Annotated in this window: 11 protein-coding genes; 6 read left to right on the forward strand and 5 right to left on the reverse strand. The window is 42.1% G+C overall.

Annotated elements, in window-relative coordinates:
• Positions 1-78 precede the first annotated feature (78 nt).
• The 3 genes from purB to mnmA form a co-directional block, all read right to left on the reverse strand.
• Positions 79-1,470, reverse strand: coding sequence for an adenylosuccinate lyase (gene purB, locus JMX75_RS05455; protein WP_201531363.1), 1,392 nt, complete (start codon positions 1,468-1,470; stop codon positions 79-81).
• 80 nt (positions 1,471-1,550) lie between these two features.
• On the reverse strand, positions 1,551-3,389 hold the full coding sequence (locus JMX75_RS05460) for a hypothetical protein (RefSeq protein WP_201531365.1): 1,839 nt from the start codon (positions 3,387-3,389) through the stop codon (positions 1,551-1,553).
• A 53-nt stretch (positions 3,390-3,442) separates the two neighbouring features.
• Positions 3,443-4,669, reverse strand: coding sequence for a tRNA 2-thiouridine(34) synthase MnmA (gene mnmA, locus JMX75_RS05465; protein ID WP_201531367.1), 1,227 nt, complete (start codon positions 4,667-4,669; stop codon positions 3,443-3,445).
• A gap of 252 nt (positions 4,670-4,921) precedes the next feature.
• On the opposite strand from mnmA, the gene ispF reads away from it, so the two are divergent.
• The 5 genes from ispF to JMX75_RS05490 all read left to right on the forward strand — a co-directional run bounded on the left by ispF (position 4,922) and on the right by JMX75_RS05490 (position 10,095).
• A complete protein-coding gene (ispF, locus tag JMX75_RS05470) occupies positions 4,922-5,428 on the forward strand; it encodes a 2-C-methyl-D-erythritol 2,4-cyclodiphosphate synthase (protein ID WP_320157701.1) in 507 nt (168 codons plus the stop codon).
• 149 nt (positions 5,429-5,577) lie between these two features.
• A complete protein-coding gene (gene grxD, locus JMX75_RS05475; RefSeq protein WP_011280514.1) occupies positions 5,578-5,928 on the forward strand; it encodes a Grx4 family monothiol glutaredoxin in 351 nt (116 codons plus the stop codon).
• Between the two features lie 255 nt (positions 5,929-6,183).
• Positions 6,184-6,711, forward strand: a complete 528-nt coding sequence (locus tag JMX75_RS05480; protein ID WP_201531371.1) for a hypothetical protein — start codon at positions 6,184-6,186, stop codon at positions 6,709-6,711.
• A 276-nt stretch (positions 6,712-6,987) separates the two neighbouring features.
• A complete protein-coding gene (mnmG, locus tag JMX75_RS05485) occupies positions 6,988-8,886 on the forward strand; it encodes a tRNA uridine-5-carboxymethylaminomethyl(34) synthesis enzyme MnmG (RefSeq protein WP_020443354.1) in 1,899 nt (632 codons plus the stop codon).
• Between the two features lie 249 nt (positions 8,887-9,135).
• Positions 9,136-10,095, forward strand: a complete 960-nt coding sequence (locus JMX75_RS05490; RefSeq protein WP_201531373.1) for an AEC family transporter — start codon at positions 9,136-9,138, stop codon at positions 10,093-10,095.
• A 125-nt stretch (positions 10,096-10,220) separates the two neighbouring features.
• Here JMX75_RS05490 and JMX75_RS05495 read toward each other — a convergent pair whose 3' ends face one another.
• Together JMX75_RS05495 and JMX75_RS05500 are read right to left on the reverse strand one after the other, a co-directional pair.
• The gene (locus JMX75_RS05495) at positions 10,221-11,240 is read right to left on the reverse strand and encodes an LLM class flavin-dependent oxidoreductase (RefSeq protein ID WP_201531375.1); all 1,020 of its coding nucleotides are present in this window, start codon (positions 11,238-11,240) and stop codon (positions 10,221-10,223) included.
• Positions 11,241-11,782: 542 nt separating this feature from the next.
• Positions 11,783-12,712 (reverse strand): LysR substrate-binding domain-containing protein, encoded by a 930-nt coding sequence (locus JMX75_RS05500; protein ID WP_011513490.1) that lies wholly within the window; start codon positions 12,710-12,712, stop codon positions 11,783-11,785.
• A 495-nt stretch (positions 12,713-13,207) separates the two neighbouring features.
• On the opposite strand from JMX75_RS05500, the gene JMX75_RS05505 reads away from it, so the two are divergent.
• Positions 13,208-14,869 (forward strand): AmpG family muropeptide MFS transporter, encoded by a 1,662-nt coding sequence (locus JMX75_RS05505; RefSeq protein ID WP_201531377.1) that lies wholly within the window; start codon positions 13,208-13,210, stop codon positions 14,867-14,869.
• Positions 14,870-14,890: the final 21 nt, after the last annotated feature.

Below are 14,890 nucleotides of genomic sequence, written 5' to 3' on the forward strand. Positions count from 1 at the left end.
AGTAAGGTTTTTATTAAGATATAAATGAGTGCTCATTTATATCTTTTTTACATTTGATAGAAATGATTTGATTGCCAGTTAAATTTTAGCAATCCATTCTTTAATCGTGCGTGCTTGTTCAGCCGCATTACCAATATAAGTAGCAGGCGTCATTTCACGCAAACTGTTTTTATCGCTTTCACTGACTGCCGATAATTCATCGCCATCAACAAAAGTAAGCATCGCTTCACGAGTCATGGCATTACCACGAGTTAATGCTTTTAGCTTCTCGTATGGGTTTTCAACACGGTAGCGACGCATAACCGTCTGAATTGGTTCAGCCAATACTTCTTGCGCATTATCCAAATCGTCATTTAAACGTTGGGCATTTAATTCAAGTTTGCTGACGCCTTTGAGGCACGCATCATAAGCAATCATGCTTTGTGCTAGACCAACACCGATATTACGCAACACGGTAGAGTCAGACAAATCGCGCTGCATACGTGAAATCGGTAGCTTTTCACCCAAATGAGCAAGCATGGCATTAGCTACACCCAAATTACCTTCAGAGTTTTCAAAGTCAATCGGGTTGACTTTATGCGGCATGGTAGAAGAACCCACTTCACCATCTTTTAGGCGCTGTTTAAAATAGCCTAAGCTAATATACTGCCAAATATCACGGTTAAAGTCGATTAGAATGGTATTAAAGCGTTTTACTACATCAAACAATTCAGCGATATAATCATGCGGCTCAATTTGCGTGGTATAAGGATTAAAGGTCAATTCTAAACGTTCATTAATGAATTTTTCAGCATGATTCTGCCAATCAACGTCAGGATATGAGGCGTAGTGAGCATTATAGTTACCGACCGCACCATTGATTTTACCGAGTAACTCTACCTGACCGACTTGCTTGATTTGACGCGCTAGACGATAAGCAACGTTTGCCATCTCTTTACCTAGAGTCGTCGGGCTTGCCGTTTGACCATGAGTACGTGAAAGCATCGGTTGATCAGCATGGATAATTGCTAGATTAACGATGCTATCCGTTACTTCTTGCATTTTAGCAACGACGATTTCGCGGCTGTCTTTGAGCATGAGTGCGTAAGATAGGTTATTAATATCTTCACTGGTGCAAGCAAAATGAATAAATTCTAATGAATCTTCAAGTGCTGCCTGACCACGGAATTTATCTTTAATAAAGTATTCGACCGCTTTTACATCATGGTTGGTCGTTGCTTCGATGTCTTTGATCGCTTGCGCGTCAGCTTCGCTAAAGTTATCTACGATAGCATTTAAAAACGCATTGGTATTGGTATCAAATTCTGCCAACTCACCAATCGCGCTATTATCAGCCAATGACTGTAACCAGCGAATCTCAACGGTCACGCGCGCTTTAATCAGACCAAATTCTGATAAATAAGGGCGCAAGCTATCGGCTTTGGATGCATAGCGACCATCGATTGGGGAGAGTGCGGTAAGTAGATTCATATCATTGCCTCAAAAGTTATTGAAATTACAGCTGGTTAAAAAAATGTAAAAAATGATTTAATCTGAAAAATCATCATGTATTAATTAGATTGCGTTGTACCGTACTTAGTATTGAAGTAAAAGTCGTAAGATGATTTTGCAGCTAGAGTAAATATTTTGGTTTTAATTAAACCATTGTTACCGATAGCCACACTATCAGAAGCATAGTCATTTGGCTTATATAGTGGCGCAATCAGTTTTGAGTCGACCGTGGCCCCTTTTTCTCCCTTCTTTTGAAGCATATCTTGCATTATGAAGTTATCAATAGAAAGGTTGGCGCGATTGGTTGCCGTAATTTTATAGGCAATACAGTTTCCAGGCTCAATATTATCAATAGGTTTAGTACTAAAACCACTATTAGGGTTGTCAGCAGCGGTATTGCTAATAGTGGGGTAATCAATAGTCGCCGGACAGCTATTTACATATTGGTATTTTATAAGTACTAGAGCAGCATTTTCAGCAGCGACTCTACCAAAATTATTGGTATCATAAAAATATTTGTTCGTCACTAAATCCACTTGTTTTTTACTATTAGTAGTGCGAATAGGGTGTGTATTCGTACTGTTTTCTTCTATCAAACAGACAGTGTTTTTGCCGCTCAGATTGGCAATGGGCGTTCTAAGTTGATATTGCCCAACACCAGTCATAGGTAAATTTTCACTAGCGTAAACTATATCTGAGTTGTTGCAATCGACTAGTTTAATAGTACTGTTAGAAATTCCGCTTTCGGAGACGGTATCAAAAATACCGTTAAAGTAGCCAGAGTTATTTACTTGTGGATTGGTATTACCACCATTATCGTTAAATACTGTTCCTGAAAAAACATAATAGAGAGGTTCGCTTTCTACCCCGAAGCTGATCCATTCATTATAGGTTTCTCCAACCACATCCGCTTCAATAGCACTATTACCTCTCATGATGCCTTCGTAAGTTAAGGTGACAGTCTTGGCATTTTTAACCGCAAGAACATAGTTGCTGTCTGCATTAGCGATACCATAGCTGACGTAGCTGCTATTATTAGCTATGATGTCGTTTACGTTCAATGCCCGATAAGTCGTCTGATTATTGGGACTGGTAGAGGTTTCTTTTAGAATATTGGTAAAGGTGGGCATAGGGGGCAAGGTGCCTCTTTTTTGACCAGATGCAAAAGATACTTGTCCACTACTATTGGTAGTAGGCGTAAACGAGCTACTATTACCACTACCGTTAAGCGCAGTGATTCCGTAATAATATAAGCCGCTATCTCCACCAATTGAGCTATCGAAGCGTAGCTGTGGCAAGGTAACCATATTGTTAGAGCTAAAGCTATTTCCAGCCAGTTTTTTACCCATAAAATAATCACCCATGGCATTATAAAAATAGGAGACGTTTGGGTTATTTCTGATGGTAGCTTGCGCAGGTGTACTAATTTGACTATTTTGGGTAAAGCTTAATGTTTGACGTGCAATCTCTGAGTTACCACCTATTGAATAGCTAGCTTGACCAACTTTTATGGTATGTATAGAAGCATTGTCATCAGGAGTAATAGTAAAGGTGTACTTGAACTTATCTCTATCAATACTAGTATTAGAATCATTCCTGATTTCAATACCATTGGTGCGCGTACCACTAGCTGGTGTTATCTCAGCGCTATTGTTATAACCAATATTTTCATTGCGCACCAAAGTAAAACGACCGGTAGCACCAGAACCTGCTGCGATATAGGTGCCAGAAGCACTACCAGTCGAAGCATTAGAGCTGGTCACCGTAATACTACCCATCTCTGCTGGTGCTGACTGTGCACTAAATGACGCAGCAATGAAAGTAAGCGTAAGACCTCTCTTTACCCATATCGAACAAGAAAATGAGATATTCAGCAAGGCGAAAAGGCGAGCGGTCATTCAGTATCCTAAAAAAAGACAAATCATTGTATTAATTAATGTTAACTGAGATGTCAAATTCCGCAAGGCGCATCAATAGAGGCAATGACGCCACCGCCCAAACAAACCTCATCGACATAAAACACCGCTGACTGACCTGGCGTCACTGCACGTTGCGGCGCATCAAACATCACTCGTACTTCTAAACCTTTATCATCAACAGCAAACACTCGGCACGCTTGGTCAGGCTGACGATAGCGCGATTTTGCCATACAACGTAAACCTTCATCGGTAAAGATATCTGCAGGCGGTAAACCATTGACCCAATCGAGCTTATAAGCTTGTAGCTCATTACTCAGCATCATGGCATGCTCGTGACCTTGTCCAACGATCAAACGGTTGTTATCCAAGTCTTTTGCGAGTACAAACCATGGTTCTTCGGGACGATCTTTCACTCCGCCAATACCAATACCACCGCGCTGCCCTAATGTATAGTACATAAGACCATCATGCGTACCGATAGTAATACCATCGTCAGTGACGATATCGCCTTTTTGGGCAGGCAGGTACTGTTGTAAAAAGTCTTTAAAACGGCGCTCGCCAATAAAACAAATACCAGTTGAATCCTTTTTATTGGCGGTAATAAGGTCATGATCTTCAGCGATTTGACGAACGACTGGTTTTTCGAGCTCACCAACTGGGAACAGGGTTTTGGCAAGCTTGTCACCACCAACCGCATGTAAGAAGTAGCTTTGGTCTTTATTATTATCGAGCCCACGTAGCAATTGAGCCACTTCAATACCGTCATTATTCTTATGGTTCACACTGCGGCGGGTATAGTGACCAGTGGCGATATAATCAGCACCAAGCGTTAAGGCATAGTCTAAGAATGCTTTAAACTTGATTTCTTTATTACATAAAATATCGGGATTTGGCGTGCGACCCGCTTTGTATTCCGCTAAAAAATGCTCAAAGACGCGATCCCAGTATTCCATGGCAAAGTTGGCGGTATGCAATTTTATGCCAATTTTGTCGCACACCGCTTGCGCATCTGCTAAGTCATCCATCGCCGTACAATATTCGGTACCGTCATCTTCTTCCCAGTTCTTCATGAACAGACCTTCGACCACAAAGCCTGCCTGCTGAAGCAATACGGCAGACACAGAAGAGTCGACTCCGCCTGACATGCCAACAATCACATGCTTAGTGCTAGGATCATTGATATCGGCAAGCGTTAGAGGGCGATGGGCGTCAAAAGAAGCAGAAGCTGATGTGTTAGAAGCGTTTGGTATGGCTGACATAAAGCGGCTCAACTATTTATACGTTCTCCAAAATACATATTGACGCCAAAATTATGCAATGACTACCATGCGTAGTCTCAGCAGAACGACGTCGGCTTATCTTTTGGATTGGGTATTATGATAAAATAAGCGTCATATTATACCAGTTAATTGAAACTGGTGGCGAGCTATGGCATCTTACTGGCGGTAAAATCGCTTTAAAAATTTAGATAATGGTTTTCAATTATCCTAATCACCATTAATTTACTTGGAATGATAATGATAAAAATTGGTCAAGGTATTGATGTTCATGCGTTTCATAATAATGGTCAACAGCAGCAATATGTGGTGCTGGCAGGTGTGCCTATTGATCATACGCACAGCTTACTTGCGCATTCTGATGGTGATGTAGTACTGCATGCACTTGCTGACGCTTTGCTTGGCGCCTTGGCACTCGGCGATATCGGGCAACATTTTCCAGATACCGATGCGGCAAATGCGGGTTTAGATTCACGCGTACTACTTCGTTATGTATATGGCAAAGTTTTGGCCGCAGGTTATATGTTGGGGAATGCTGATATTACCGTAATGTGTGAACGCCCAAAACTGGCACCACATAATTTAGCCATGCGCGCTAATATCGCTAGTGATTTGCAGACCGATGTGGGCAATATCAGTGTTAAGGCAACCACTACTGAAAAATTGGGCTTTACCGGTCGGCAAGAGGGTATTATGGCCAATGCCGTGGTATTATTGGTGCCGAATGCGCTTGGCGTTTAATTCTCAATAGTATATCAGTGCGTATGATTATGGCTGTCAGCTTTCCAAACTGCTTGCAATGTGGTTAAGATTGCCCCATGTAGCAGCCACATGATAAATTTAATGTTACCTGTCTTTTTTATAAATAGTTTTAATTAATAGGAGTTTTTATGAGTGAGCAAACCCCAAATACTGCTGCCAACGATATTGAACAACTGATTCGTAACCAAATCAAAGACAACAAAGTCATTCTATATATGAAAGGCTCACCGCAGTTCCCACAGTGTGGTTTCTCTGCCAAAGCGATTGAAGTCTTGACACAAATTGGTCGCCCATTTGCTTTCGTCAATATCTTAGAAAATCCAGAAATCCGCGCAACGTTACCACAAATTGCTAATTGGCCAACTTTTCCGCAGCTATGGATTGATGGTGAATTGATGGGCGGATCAGACATTATTTTACAAATGTACCAATCAGGCGAGCTTAAGCCTTTGGTTGAAGCAAATAGCCCAGCTGCTTAATATCGAGAGCACTTTATATCGACGTTTAACGCTTAAATATTTAAGTGGCATTAAAATGTTGATATAATTGATATTCGAGCCTAAGTACCCAAATCCGAGTTGCCTTATTAAAGGTTGCTCGGATTTTTTATTTTTTAATATTGACAGTCAGCAAGTTCAATTGTTTTTGCCAGCTTTATCCCCATATAACTCTCAATATCGATATTCAATACCTCGAAACATTAAGAAACATTGAATCAATAATAAGAGAGTTCTATGACTAACGAATTAAATAGCCAAGCCACTCAAATACAAGATGCCGAGCAAGCTGCGATTGAAAAACGTCGCGAGCACTTAAAAAATGAATCCACGCGCATTATTGAAATCGCTGGCAATGAGCCACATTCAGCGCTTAAATGTATTCATCAGCTTAGCGTGGCAGGCGGCGCAACAGAAGCCACTTATATTGCGATTGAACAGCGTATCGTCGCGGATCAAGATGCTGCGGGCGCTTATCATTTGGCGTTATTGGCACAGAATACGCCAGATTTACCCATTGATGCGCGTCAACTTATTGAACTGGTCGTTAATAAAGGCGACAACCAGCAGCGTTTGGCATTACTAAAAAACTTGCCACTACCACCCGTTGAGACAATAAAACAGCATATATTGGCGAGTGATGATGGCGATGCGATCGGGCAGATGAACGCCTATTTGCAGATTAATCCAGAAGGCTATGGTAGCCAACATATGCTGGCGAGTGGGCAGGCGGACCGTATTGTGCCGCTTAGTCCTGGCAAATAAGCCCTAACACATAAAGGTTGAGAATGAGCATTGGTAAATGCTGTCAACGTTAATCAAAACTTCTTGATCGTTAATCTCAATAGTTTTTCGTATAACGTTTTTTAAATGATAAAAAATTGTTATAATTAATGGTTATCTATTCAGCTAATAGCGGCTTGTTCTATATTCTAGTCGCTATTTCTTTTTTAAATTCGACTGACACTTATCTACCCAGTTCCTGTTATTGAATAATAGCCTGTCGCTAAGCATAGCGTGATCAGTCAAGTGAGGCATTACATGCAATACCCAAAAAATTACGACGTGGTGGTGATCGGTGGCGGTCATGCTGGCACAGAAGCTGCTTTGGCGGCCGCACGTATGGGCGCGCAAACCTTGCTGTTGACGCATAATATTGAAACGCTGGGGCAGATGAGCTGTAACCCTGCGATTGGTGGTATTGGTAAATCGCATTTGGTGCGTGAGATTGATGCACTTGGCGGCGCAATGGCACTGGCAACAGACAAATCTGGCATCCAGTTTCGAGTACTTAACAGTCGTAAGGGTGCCGCTGTACGAGCCACTCGAGCGCAAGCAGATCGTATTCTTTATAAAGCCGCCATTCGTCATACGTTAGAGAATCAGCCAAACCTTGATATCTTCCAACAAGCAGCCGATGACATTCTAGTTGAAAACGGTCGTGCCACAGCGGTTGTGACTGCTACTGGTATTATTTTTAATACGCAAACGGTAGTGTTAACCTCAGGTACGTTTTTAGGCGGGGTGATTCATATTGGTCTTGAGAGCTCAAAAGGTGGTCGCGCAGGCGATCAACCTTCTATCAAGCTTGCTGATCGTTTACGTGAGCTGAAACTCCCTGTTGGTCGCCTAAAGACAGGTACGCCCGCCCGTATTGATGCGCGTAGTGTTGACTTTAGTGTGATGACGGTACAGCCGGGTGATACTCCGCTACCGGTAATGAGTTATATGGGCGATGTGTCCATGCATCCTGAACAGGTCAATTGCTATATCACTCATACCAATGCCCGTACCCATGATATCATCCGTGAAAATCTAGACCGCTCACCGATGTTCTCTGGCAAAATCGAAGGTGTTGGTCCACGTTATTGTCCATCGATTGAAGACAAAATCCATCGCTTTGCGGATAAAGACAGCCATCAGATATTTATCGAGCCAGAAGGCTTGACTACGCATGAGCTATATCCGAATGGTATCTCAACCAGCTTACCGTTTGATGTACAGTTAGAATTTATTCATAGTATGAAAGGCTTAGAGAACGCTCATATTACCCGTCCAGGCTATGCGATTGAATACGATTATTTTGATCCGCAAAACCTAAAACCAACGCTCGAAACCAAATCGATTGACCGCTTGTACTTTGCCGGTCAAATCAATGGTACAACTGGCTACGAAGAAGCAGGCGTACAGGGTTTATTAGCTGGTACCAATGCCGCTCTAGTCACTTGTGAAAACAATGAGTTTGATGTCTGGACACCACGCCGTGATGAAGCCTATCTTGGCGTGCTCGTTGATGATTTGATTACGCATGGCACGACCGAACCATACCGCATGTTTACCAGTCGTGCAGAGTATCGCTTATTGCTACGTGAAGACAATGCTGACCAACGTTTGACTGAAACTGGTCGTAAGCTTGGCTTAGTAGATGATGTGCGCTGGCAAGCGTATGAAGAAAAAATGGAAGCCATTGCTTCAGAAACCGCACGCCTCAAAGATATGTGGGCAACCCCTGCCAATGCATTGGGCAAAAAAATCACAGAGCAAACGGGCGAGGTGCTATCCAAAGAGGCAACAGCTTTTGATTTGCTCAAGCGTCCGCAGATTCATTTTGCTGATATCGCTGCCATCACTGATTCGAAAGTCGATGCCCAAGTGGGAGAGCAGATTGAAATTTCTGTCAAATATGCAGGCTATATTGATCGTCAGCAAGAAGATATTGATCAGATGAAGAGATTGGAGAATACAGCGCTACCAATAGATTTTGATTATAGTGTAGTATCTGGGTTGTCCAATGAGATTGTCCAAAAACTTGCGCAAGTCCGTCCGTCAACATTGGCTCAAGCGGGACGTATCAGTGGTGTCACACCGGCTGCTATCCAGCTACTAGCAATGACGGTCAAGAAACAGAAAAAAGTAAAAGCAGCATTAAACGCGTCATAATAATGTATCAATGACTTAAAAAATAGAAAAGCAAAAAGCCCATACCGAGAAGTCGTTATGGGCTTTTTTATTGCCAAAATACTACCGTTGTTAAAAGAAAGAGGTGTACTCACTTGTCTTGGTTGCTGCTTTCTCTTTATACTGGCTCTACGAATTACCAACTCTATTATTATTACTTATATCTTTTTTATTAATTTACCTCGCTATTGTCCACATTATGATGGGCTTGTCACTAAACTGAGCCTATTTATGATTGATGCCATTATTTTTGCTATGACCATCGTCTTGCCCAACCTTGTCTTAATGTGGTTAGGTTTTTTTATGAAAAGACGCGGTGAGGCGGATCAGGTGTTTATCGATCAGGCCTCCAGTTTCGTTTTTAATTATTGTCTGCCATGTCTGCTGTTTTTTAGTGTGGTCGATAGTGACGTTGATTATGCGAAGCAAGTGGTACTGATAGGCGCTGGTATTGTGGTGACCTTTATATTGTTTATCGGCTCTGAGCTCTATGCTAAGCGCTTTATCAGCGACCCTGCCAATCAAGGGGTTTTTGTACAAGGTATCTTTCGCAGCAATATGGCAATTATTGGACTGGCAACCGTTGCCAACGCCTATGGGACGACTGGCTTAAGTATTGGCGCGGTATATATGGGTGTGGTGACAATACTGTTTAATATTTTAGCGGTGATTACGCTCAGCCGAGTGTCTAAGAGTATAGAGGATACTTGGCTCAGTCGTAGTACCATGATTGTCAAAAAGCTATTTACCAATCCGCTCATCATTGCACTCGTTGCAGCCTTTACTTATAAAGCATTGCCACTACCACCGATAGCGGGTGTGATTCATATCACCGGTGGGCTATTAGCAGCAGTTGCTTTACCGCTTGCCCTGATTTGTGCCGGTGCCAGTATTAATTTGAAGTCGATGTTGCATCCTTCTGGACTTTCTATGCAGGCAAGTATTGGACGCATTGTTATTGCACCGTTGGTTGCTATAGCGGTTGGTTTTGCTTTTGGCTTAACGGGCGTACATATGGGCGTACTGTTTTTGATGGTTGCATCACCAACAGCAGCAGCAAGCTATGTGATGGCAAAAGCGATGGGCGGTAATGATATTTTAGCGGCCAATATTTTGGCATTTACAACAGTAGTTGGTATGTTTGGCATGGCGATTGGCGCGGCAATATTACGCGCTATGGGGCTAATTTAACCACTGTTTGATAAATGACTACATACTTATAAAACAGTGGTTAAATCAAAAGACAGTTATTAAGAATTTATCAACCCCTGATTAAAAAACCTTCCCTTCTATAAAGAAGGGAAGGTTTTTTAATATTATGCAAGTATTGCTGTTGGTTTTAAATCAAATAAATTAAGCTCAGAGACAAGCTCAAGCGAACGCAAACGTGCTGCTTGGTCATAGATGTTTGCTGTCACAATCAGCTCATCGGGCTGATAGGTAGCAAGAAACGCCGTAAGCTTTGGCTTAACCGTTTCAACAGAGCCGATGAACGATACCGACAACGCACTATCCACCATCATTTTCTCAGCAGCGCTCCAGATACTATCCATATCATGAGTAGGCTTTGGCATTTGACCTGTTTCACCACGGCGCAAGCGCACAAAGCTCTGCTGTGCTGAGGTAAAGTGATAATGGGCGGTCGCATCATCGTCCGCAAGCAATAAATTTGCCGCTAGCATGACATAAGGCTTGTCTAAGTAAGCTGATGGTCTAAATTGCTCGCGATAAGCATTGATGGCTTGCCCAAGCATTTGCGGCGCAAAGTGTGAAGCAAACACATATGGCAATCCTAAGTGCGCTGCTAAGGTCGCACCAAAAAGGGAAGAACCTAGTATCCAAATGGGAATATTGGATTTTGCACCCGGAAATGCTTGTACGGGACTATCATCTGTGCCATTCCCCAAAAAGTACATCAACTCTTGCACATCTTGCGGAAAGCGATCAGCATCTTGCATCTGGCGACGTAATGCCTGAAAAGTTGCACCGTCTGTACCGGGCGCACGACCCAAACCCAAATCTACGCGATCGCCATATAATGCTTGCAGAGTACCAAACTGCTCAGCAATGACGAGCGGGGCATGATTGGGCAACATCACACCACCTGCGCCAATACGTATACGCTTAGTCTGAGCACCAATATGCGACAATAGCACTGACGTCGCTGCACTAGCAATACCGGGCATATTATGATGTTCTGCCATCCAATAGCGATTTAAGCCAGATTTTTCAGCTTGCTGCGCTGTCTCGACGGTTTGGGCAATGCCTTCAGCGATGCTTTTACCCTCAGGAACGGGGGCTAAATCTAAGAAGGATAAGGGAATAGAGTTACTCATAAATCACCTGTTTTTAGATGCCATATGATTAATGGCAGTATTATTTATTATAAATTTATAAGAGCCTCAGCTTGCGTAGTTATTATTCAACTAGTGATATAAGTATCATTATGCAAGTCCTGAACGCTTTACCTCCTATATAATGGGGCGGTTAAATAAGATATAAAGGTCAGTATTCATGCTGATAACAAATCTTAATCATATGAGATATAGAGGATAAGGACAGTTGGTTTAGTCAGACATTGACTAGAAAAGAATAGTTCACAATAAAAAGCATCACTATCTAAAGATAATGATGCTTTTATGAGTATTTTTAATTACGAGTACTTTGATCTTCTATTTATATAACTGACTTAATAATCAAATACTATAGTCACTCCTAAATAAAATAAGTACAAATATCATAACGCGCTACTGGTATAAATTTCTCTTGCTTGCTGTGCCTGCGCAGACAGAGGCGGCGCAAAACTTATCCCAGTAGCACTGTGTTTGATTTATAGTGGATTGACTATAGCTACACGTATTAGTGAAAACAGCAGTCATTACTGACTAAACTGTTTTTGACACAGCTCCATAAACGCCCGTCCATACTGACGAATCTCTGCGTCATCACGTACTGCCATCCAACTGGTAAAACGTCCAAAATGGTCGACTGGAATGGCGGTTAGATTTTGATAATGACTTGGCTCAAATGCCATTTCTGCAATAATACCAATCCCTAAGCCAAGTCCAACATAGGTGCTAATCACATCAGCATCAAGTGCTGCCAATACGATATCTGGCTCAAGACCGGCATCGCTAAAAGTCTTGTCAATGGCGCCGCGCCCCGTAAAACCACCGTGATAAGTTACGATTGGATAGCTGGCGAGAGTTGGTAAATCGATAGATTCTAGTCCTGCCAATTCATGATCGCTTGGCACAATGACACGATGCGTCCAGTCGTAATAACGATAGCAGCGCAGATAGTTGTTATGTAGCAAGGACTCGGTTGCAATACCAATATCGGCCTGCCCACGTATCACCATCTGTGCGATGGTTTCAGGATCTGCCTGTTGTAGAATGAGATTAACCTTAGGAAAACGCTCTTTAAATTCTTTCACGACTTCTGGTAAGACATAACGTGCCTGAGTATGAGTCGTGGCAATTGTCAATGTACCCACATTTGGATTGTTAAAGTCGAGGCTGAGGTTTTCAATCGTACGGATTTCGGTAAAGATAGACTCAATATGCGGCATGAGCGCCGTACCCATTGTCGTAAGCCCCGTCAAACGTTTGCCTTGGCGCACGAACACTTCAGTTTTGAGCTGATTCTCAAGTGCTGCGATATGCTTTGAAAGACTTGATTGGCTGGTATGCAGTACCGTCGCCGCCTGACTTAAATTATAGCCATTGATTACGGTATGCCACACTGTCTCCAACTGTTTGAGTTGAATTTGCAGATGCCGCTGATTGACCACTACGTCGATTGCCATAAGTTAATCCCATTATATAAAGAGTCAGTCGTCTTTATAAAAGTTAAAACGCCCAAACAACATAACAAGCGTGTAGTGTAAATCAAAGCTATTATTCTTGTATATAATAAATAGGTATCTATTTATACATATATGGAATATAGGAAAATCGCTTGAATAGTAGGCTAGATAGAAATCTAATAGGAGTAAACCAAAAAATTATATCTTAATTTATATTTAAGAAAGGTTAAGATACATGTACTTACTAAGGAAAGCTATAGAGTATATCCGATATGCTCAATCAAGTAGTTAGTGGAAAAACATCTAGTCAATTTAAGCATTCTCAAGTACCATTATTCAATTTTGCAGCAAATGTCATTTTCTTTGTACAGAGCTAGGCAATTTTTTGTCCTTTTTTATCCTGATAGTCTCGATGTCACACTGCCAGTAGATAAAATTTTTGGATAAAAAGTAGCGCACTGTCGTATTTTTTGTCTAAATTTTTGGTGAGTCGTTATGTCTGCTGTCCAACCTATTCCGCCCAATTCTCCTATTGCCAAGAAGTCACTTAGCGAATCTTTGCAAGCTTATCTTGATCGGCGTTCACTTATCATGCTGTTCTTGGGCTTTGTCGCTGGCATTCCGATCTTACTAATTTTCTCTAGCTTATCATTATGGCTGCGTGAAGCAGGGATTGATCGTAGCGTAGTAACGATGTTTAGCTGGGCAGCGCTTGGTTATGCCTTTAAGTTTATCTGGGCACCACTGATTGATGCGGTGCCATTGCCAATATTAACCAAGCTCTTAGGTCGCAGGCGCAGCTGGATTTTGGTCTCGCAGATTATGATTATTGCCGCTATCTGTATTATGGCGAGTGTCAATCCAGCGAATGAGGGCAGTCTAGTCCTGATGGCAGTAGGTGCAGTACTACTTGGCTTTTCATCAGCGACACAAGACATCGTTATTGATGCCTATCGCATCGAATTGGCACCACCAAGCCTACAGGCGGTCTTGTCTGCCATGTATGTGACCGGTTACCGTATCGGGATGATTGTCGCTGGTGCTGGAGCATTATATTTAGCCGATTACTTTGGTTCTACCGAGAGCTTCTATAGCTATGAGGCGTGGCGCAATACCTACTGGATTATGGCAGCGGTGATGGGCATTGGGGTTATTACCACCTTGGTGATTCATGAGCCGATTAGACAACAAGTGGTTGTTGAACGTAAAACGTCAGAATATACCCGTCTAGTATTAGTATTCGCTATATCAGTCATAGGTTTTGTACTGGTATTTGCTAATGCGGGCTTGGTCTTACCTGAGACAGAAAGTGTGTTCGCAGGCTTCTTAATCGAAGTAGTGCGTATGGTATCGAGTTTGGCAGCGGCTTTGATTATCGGTTACGGCTTAGTAAAAGCCAATCTTGTGGAGCAAGAGTTTGCTAAGACCACATGGATTGAGCCTATTGCTGACTTTTTCCGCCGTTACGGTAAAAAGGCGTTATTGTTATTGGCGCTGATTGGTCTTTATCGTATCTCCGATATCGTTGCCGGGGTTATCTCTAACGTCTTCTATCAAGACATGGCATTCACTAAAGTTGATATTGCCAACGCCGTTAAATTGGTTGGTGTTGTCATGGCGATTGCTGGTGGTTTCTTAGGTGGTTTATTAGCACAAAAGATGCGTATCATGCGTGCAATGATGGTTGGAGCAGTCCTTGCCTGCGTGACCAACTTGTTATTTATTCTGTTGACGTACCATCCTGGGAGCTTGCCGTATATGTATTTGGCAGTAATCCTTGATAACCTTGCAGCTGGTCTTGCTAGTGCTGTATTTATTGCCTTCTTATCTGCATTAACATCTATTCGATTTACTGCCGTCCAGTATTCAATATTTTCATCACTAATGACATTATTACCAAAAGTGGTGGGTGGTTATTCAGGCACTATCGTTGATAGCACCAGTTATCCCTTCTTCTTTATGTTTACTTTTCTAATTGGTATTCCTATTTTAGCGCTGATTTATTATGTTGATAAATATATCGTCATTGGTGACAATGATGATATTTATGGTGATGGCGGTGACGATAGTAATAGTGGCAGTAATAAAGGTGTTGAGTTAACCAAAGCCAATCCTAATTTAACCAATACCAATGAGCCACCGCGCGCGTCAGAGTAGGTTAGAGGTTATAAAAATAAA

The organism is Psychrobacter sp. LFX-11D, assembly GCF_904846475.1.
GTDB classification, from domain to species: Bacteria; Pseudomonadota; Gammaproteobacteria; order Pseudomonadales; family Moraxellaceae; genus Psychrobacter; species Psychrobacter cryohalolentis.

What these genes read in the sequence shown, in the direction of transcription:
- JMX75_RS05480 (WP_201531371.1), top strand. Translation starts at nt 6,184, where the DNA reads ATGACTAACGAATTAAATAGCCAAGCCACTCAAATACAAGATGCCGAG.
- mnmA (WP_201531367.1), bottom strand. Translation starts at nt 4,669, where the DNA reads ATGTCAGCCATACCAAACGCTTCTAACACATCAGCTTCTGCTTCTTTT.
- ispF (WP_320157701.1), top strand. Translation starts at nt 4,922, where the DNA reads ATGATAATGATAAAAATTGGTCAAGGTATTGATGTTCATGCGTTTCAT.
- purB (WP_201531363.1), bottom strand. Translation starts at nt 1,470, where the DNA reads ATGAATCTACTTACCGCACTCTCCCCAATCGATGGTCGCTATGCATCC.
- grxD (WP_011280514.1), top strand. Translation starts at nt 5,578, where the DNA reads ATGAGTGAGCAAACCCCAAATACTGCTGCCAACGATATTGAACAACTG.
- JMX75_RS05490 (WP_201531373.1), top strand. Translation starts at nt 9,136, where the DNA reads ATGATTGATGCCATTATTTTTGCTATGACCATCGTCTTGCCCAACCTT.
- JMX75_RS05495 (WP_201531375.1), bottom strand. Translation starts at nt 11,240, where the DNA reads ATGAGTAACTCTATTCCCTTATCCTTCTTAGATTTAGCCCCCGTTCCT.
- JMX75_RS05500 (WP_011513490.1), bottom strand. Translation starts at nt 12,712, where the DNA reads ATGGCAATCGACGTAGTGGTCAATCAGCGGCATCTGCAAATTCAACTC.
- JMX75_RS05505 (WP_201531377.1), top strand. Translation starts at nt 13,208, where the DNA reads ATGTCTGCTGTCCAACCTATTCCGCCCAATTCTCCTATTGCCAAGAAG.
- mnmG (WP_020443354.1), top strand. Translation starts at nt 6,988, where the DNA reads ATGCAATACCCAAAAAATTACGACGTGGTGGTGATCGGTGGCGGTCAT.
- JMX75_RS05460 (WP_201531365.1), bottom strand. Translation starts at nt 3,389, where the DNA reads ATGACCGCTCGCCTTTTCGCCTTGCTGAATATCTCATTTTCTTGTTCG.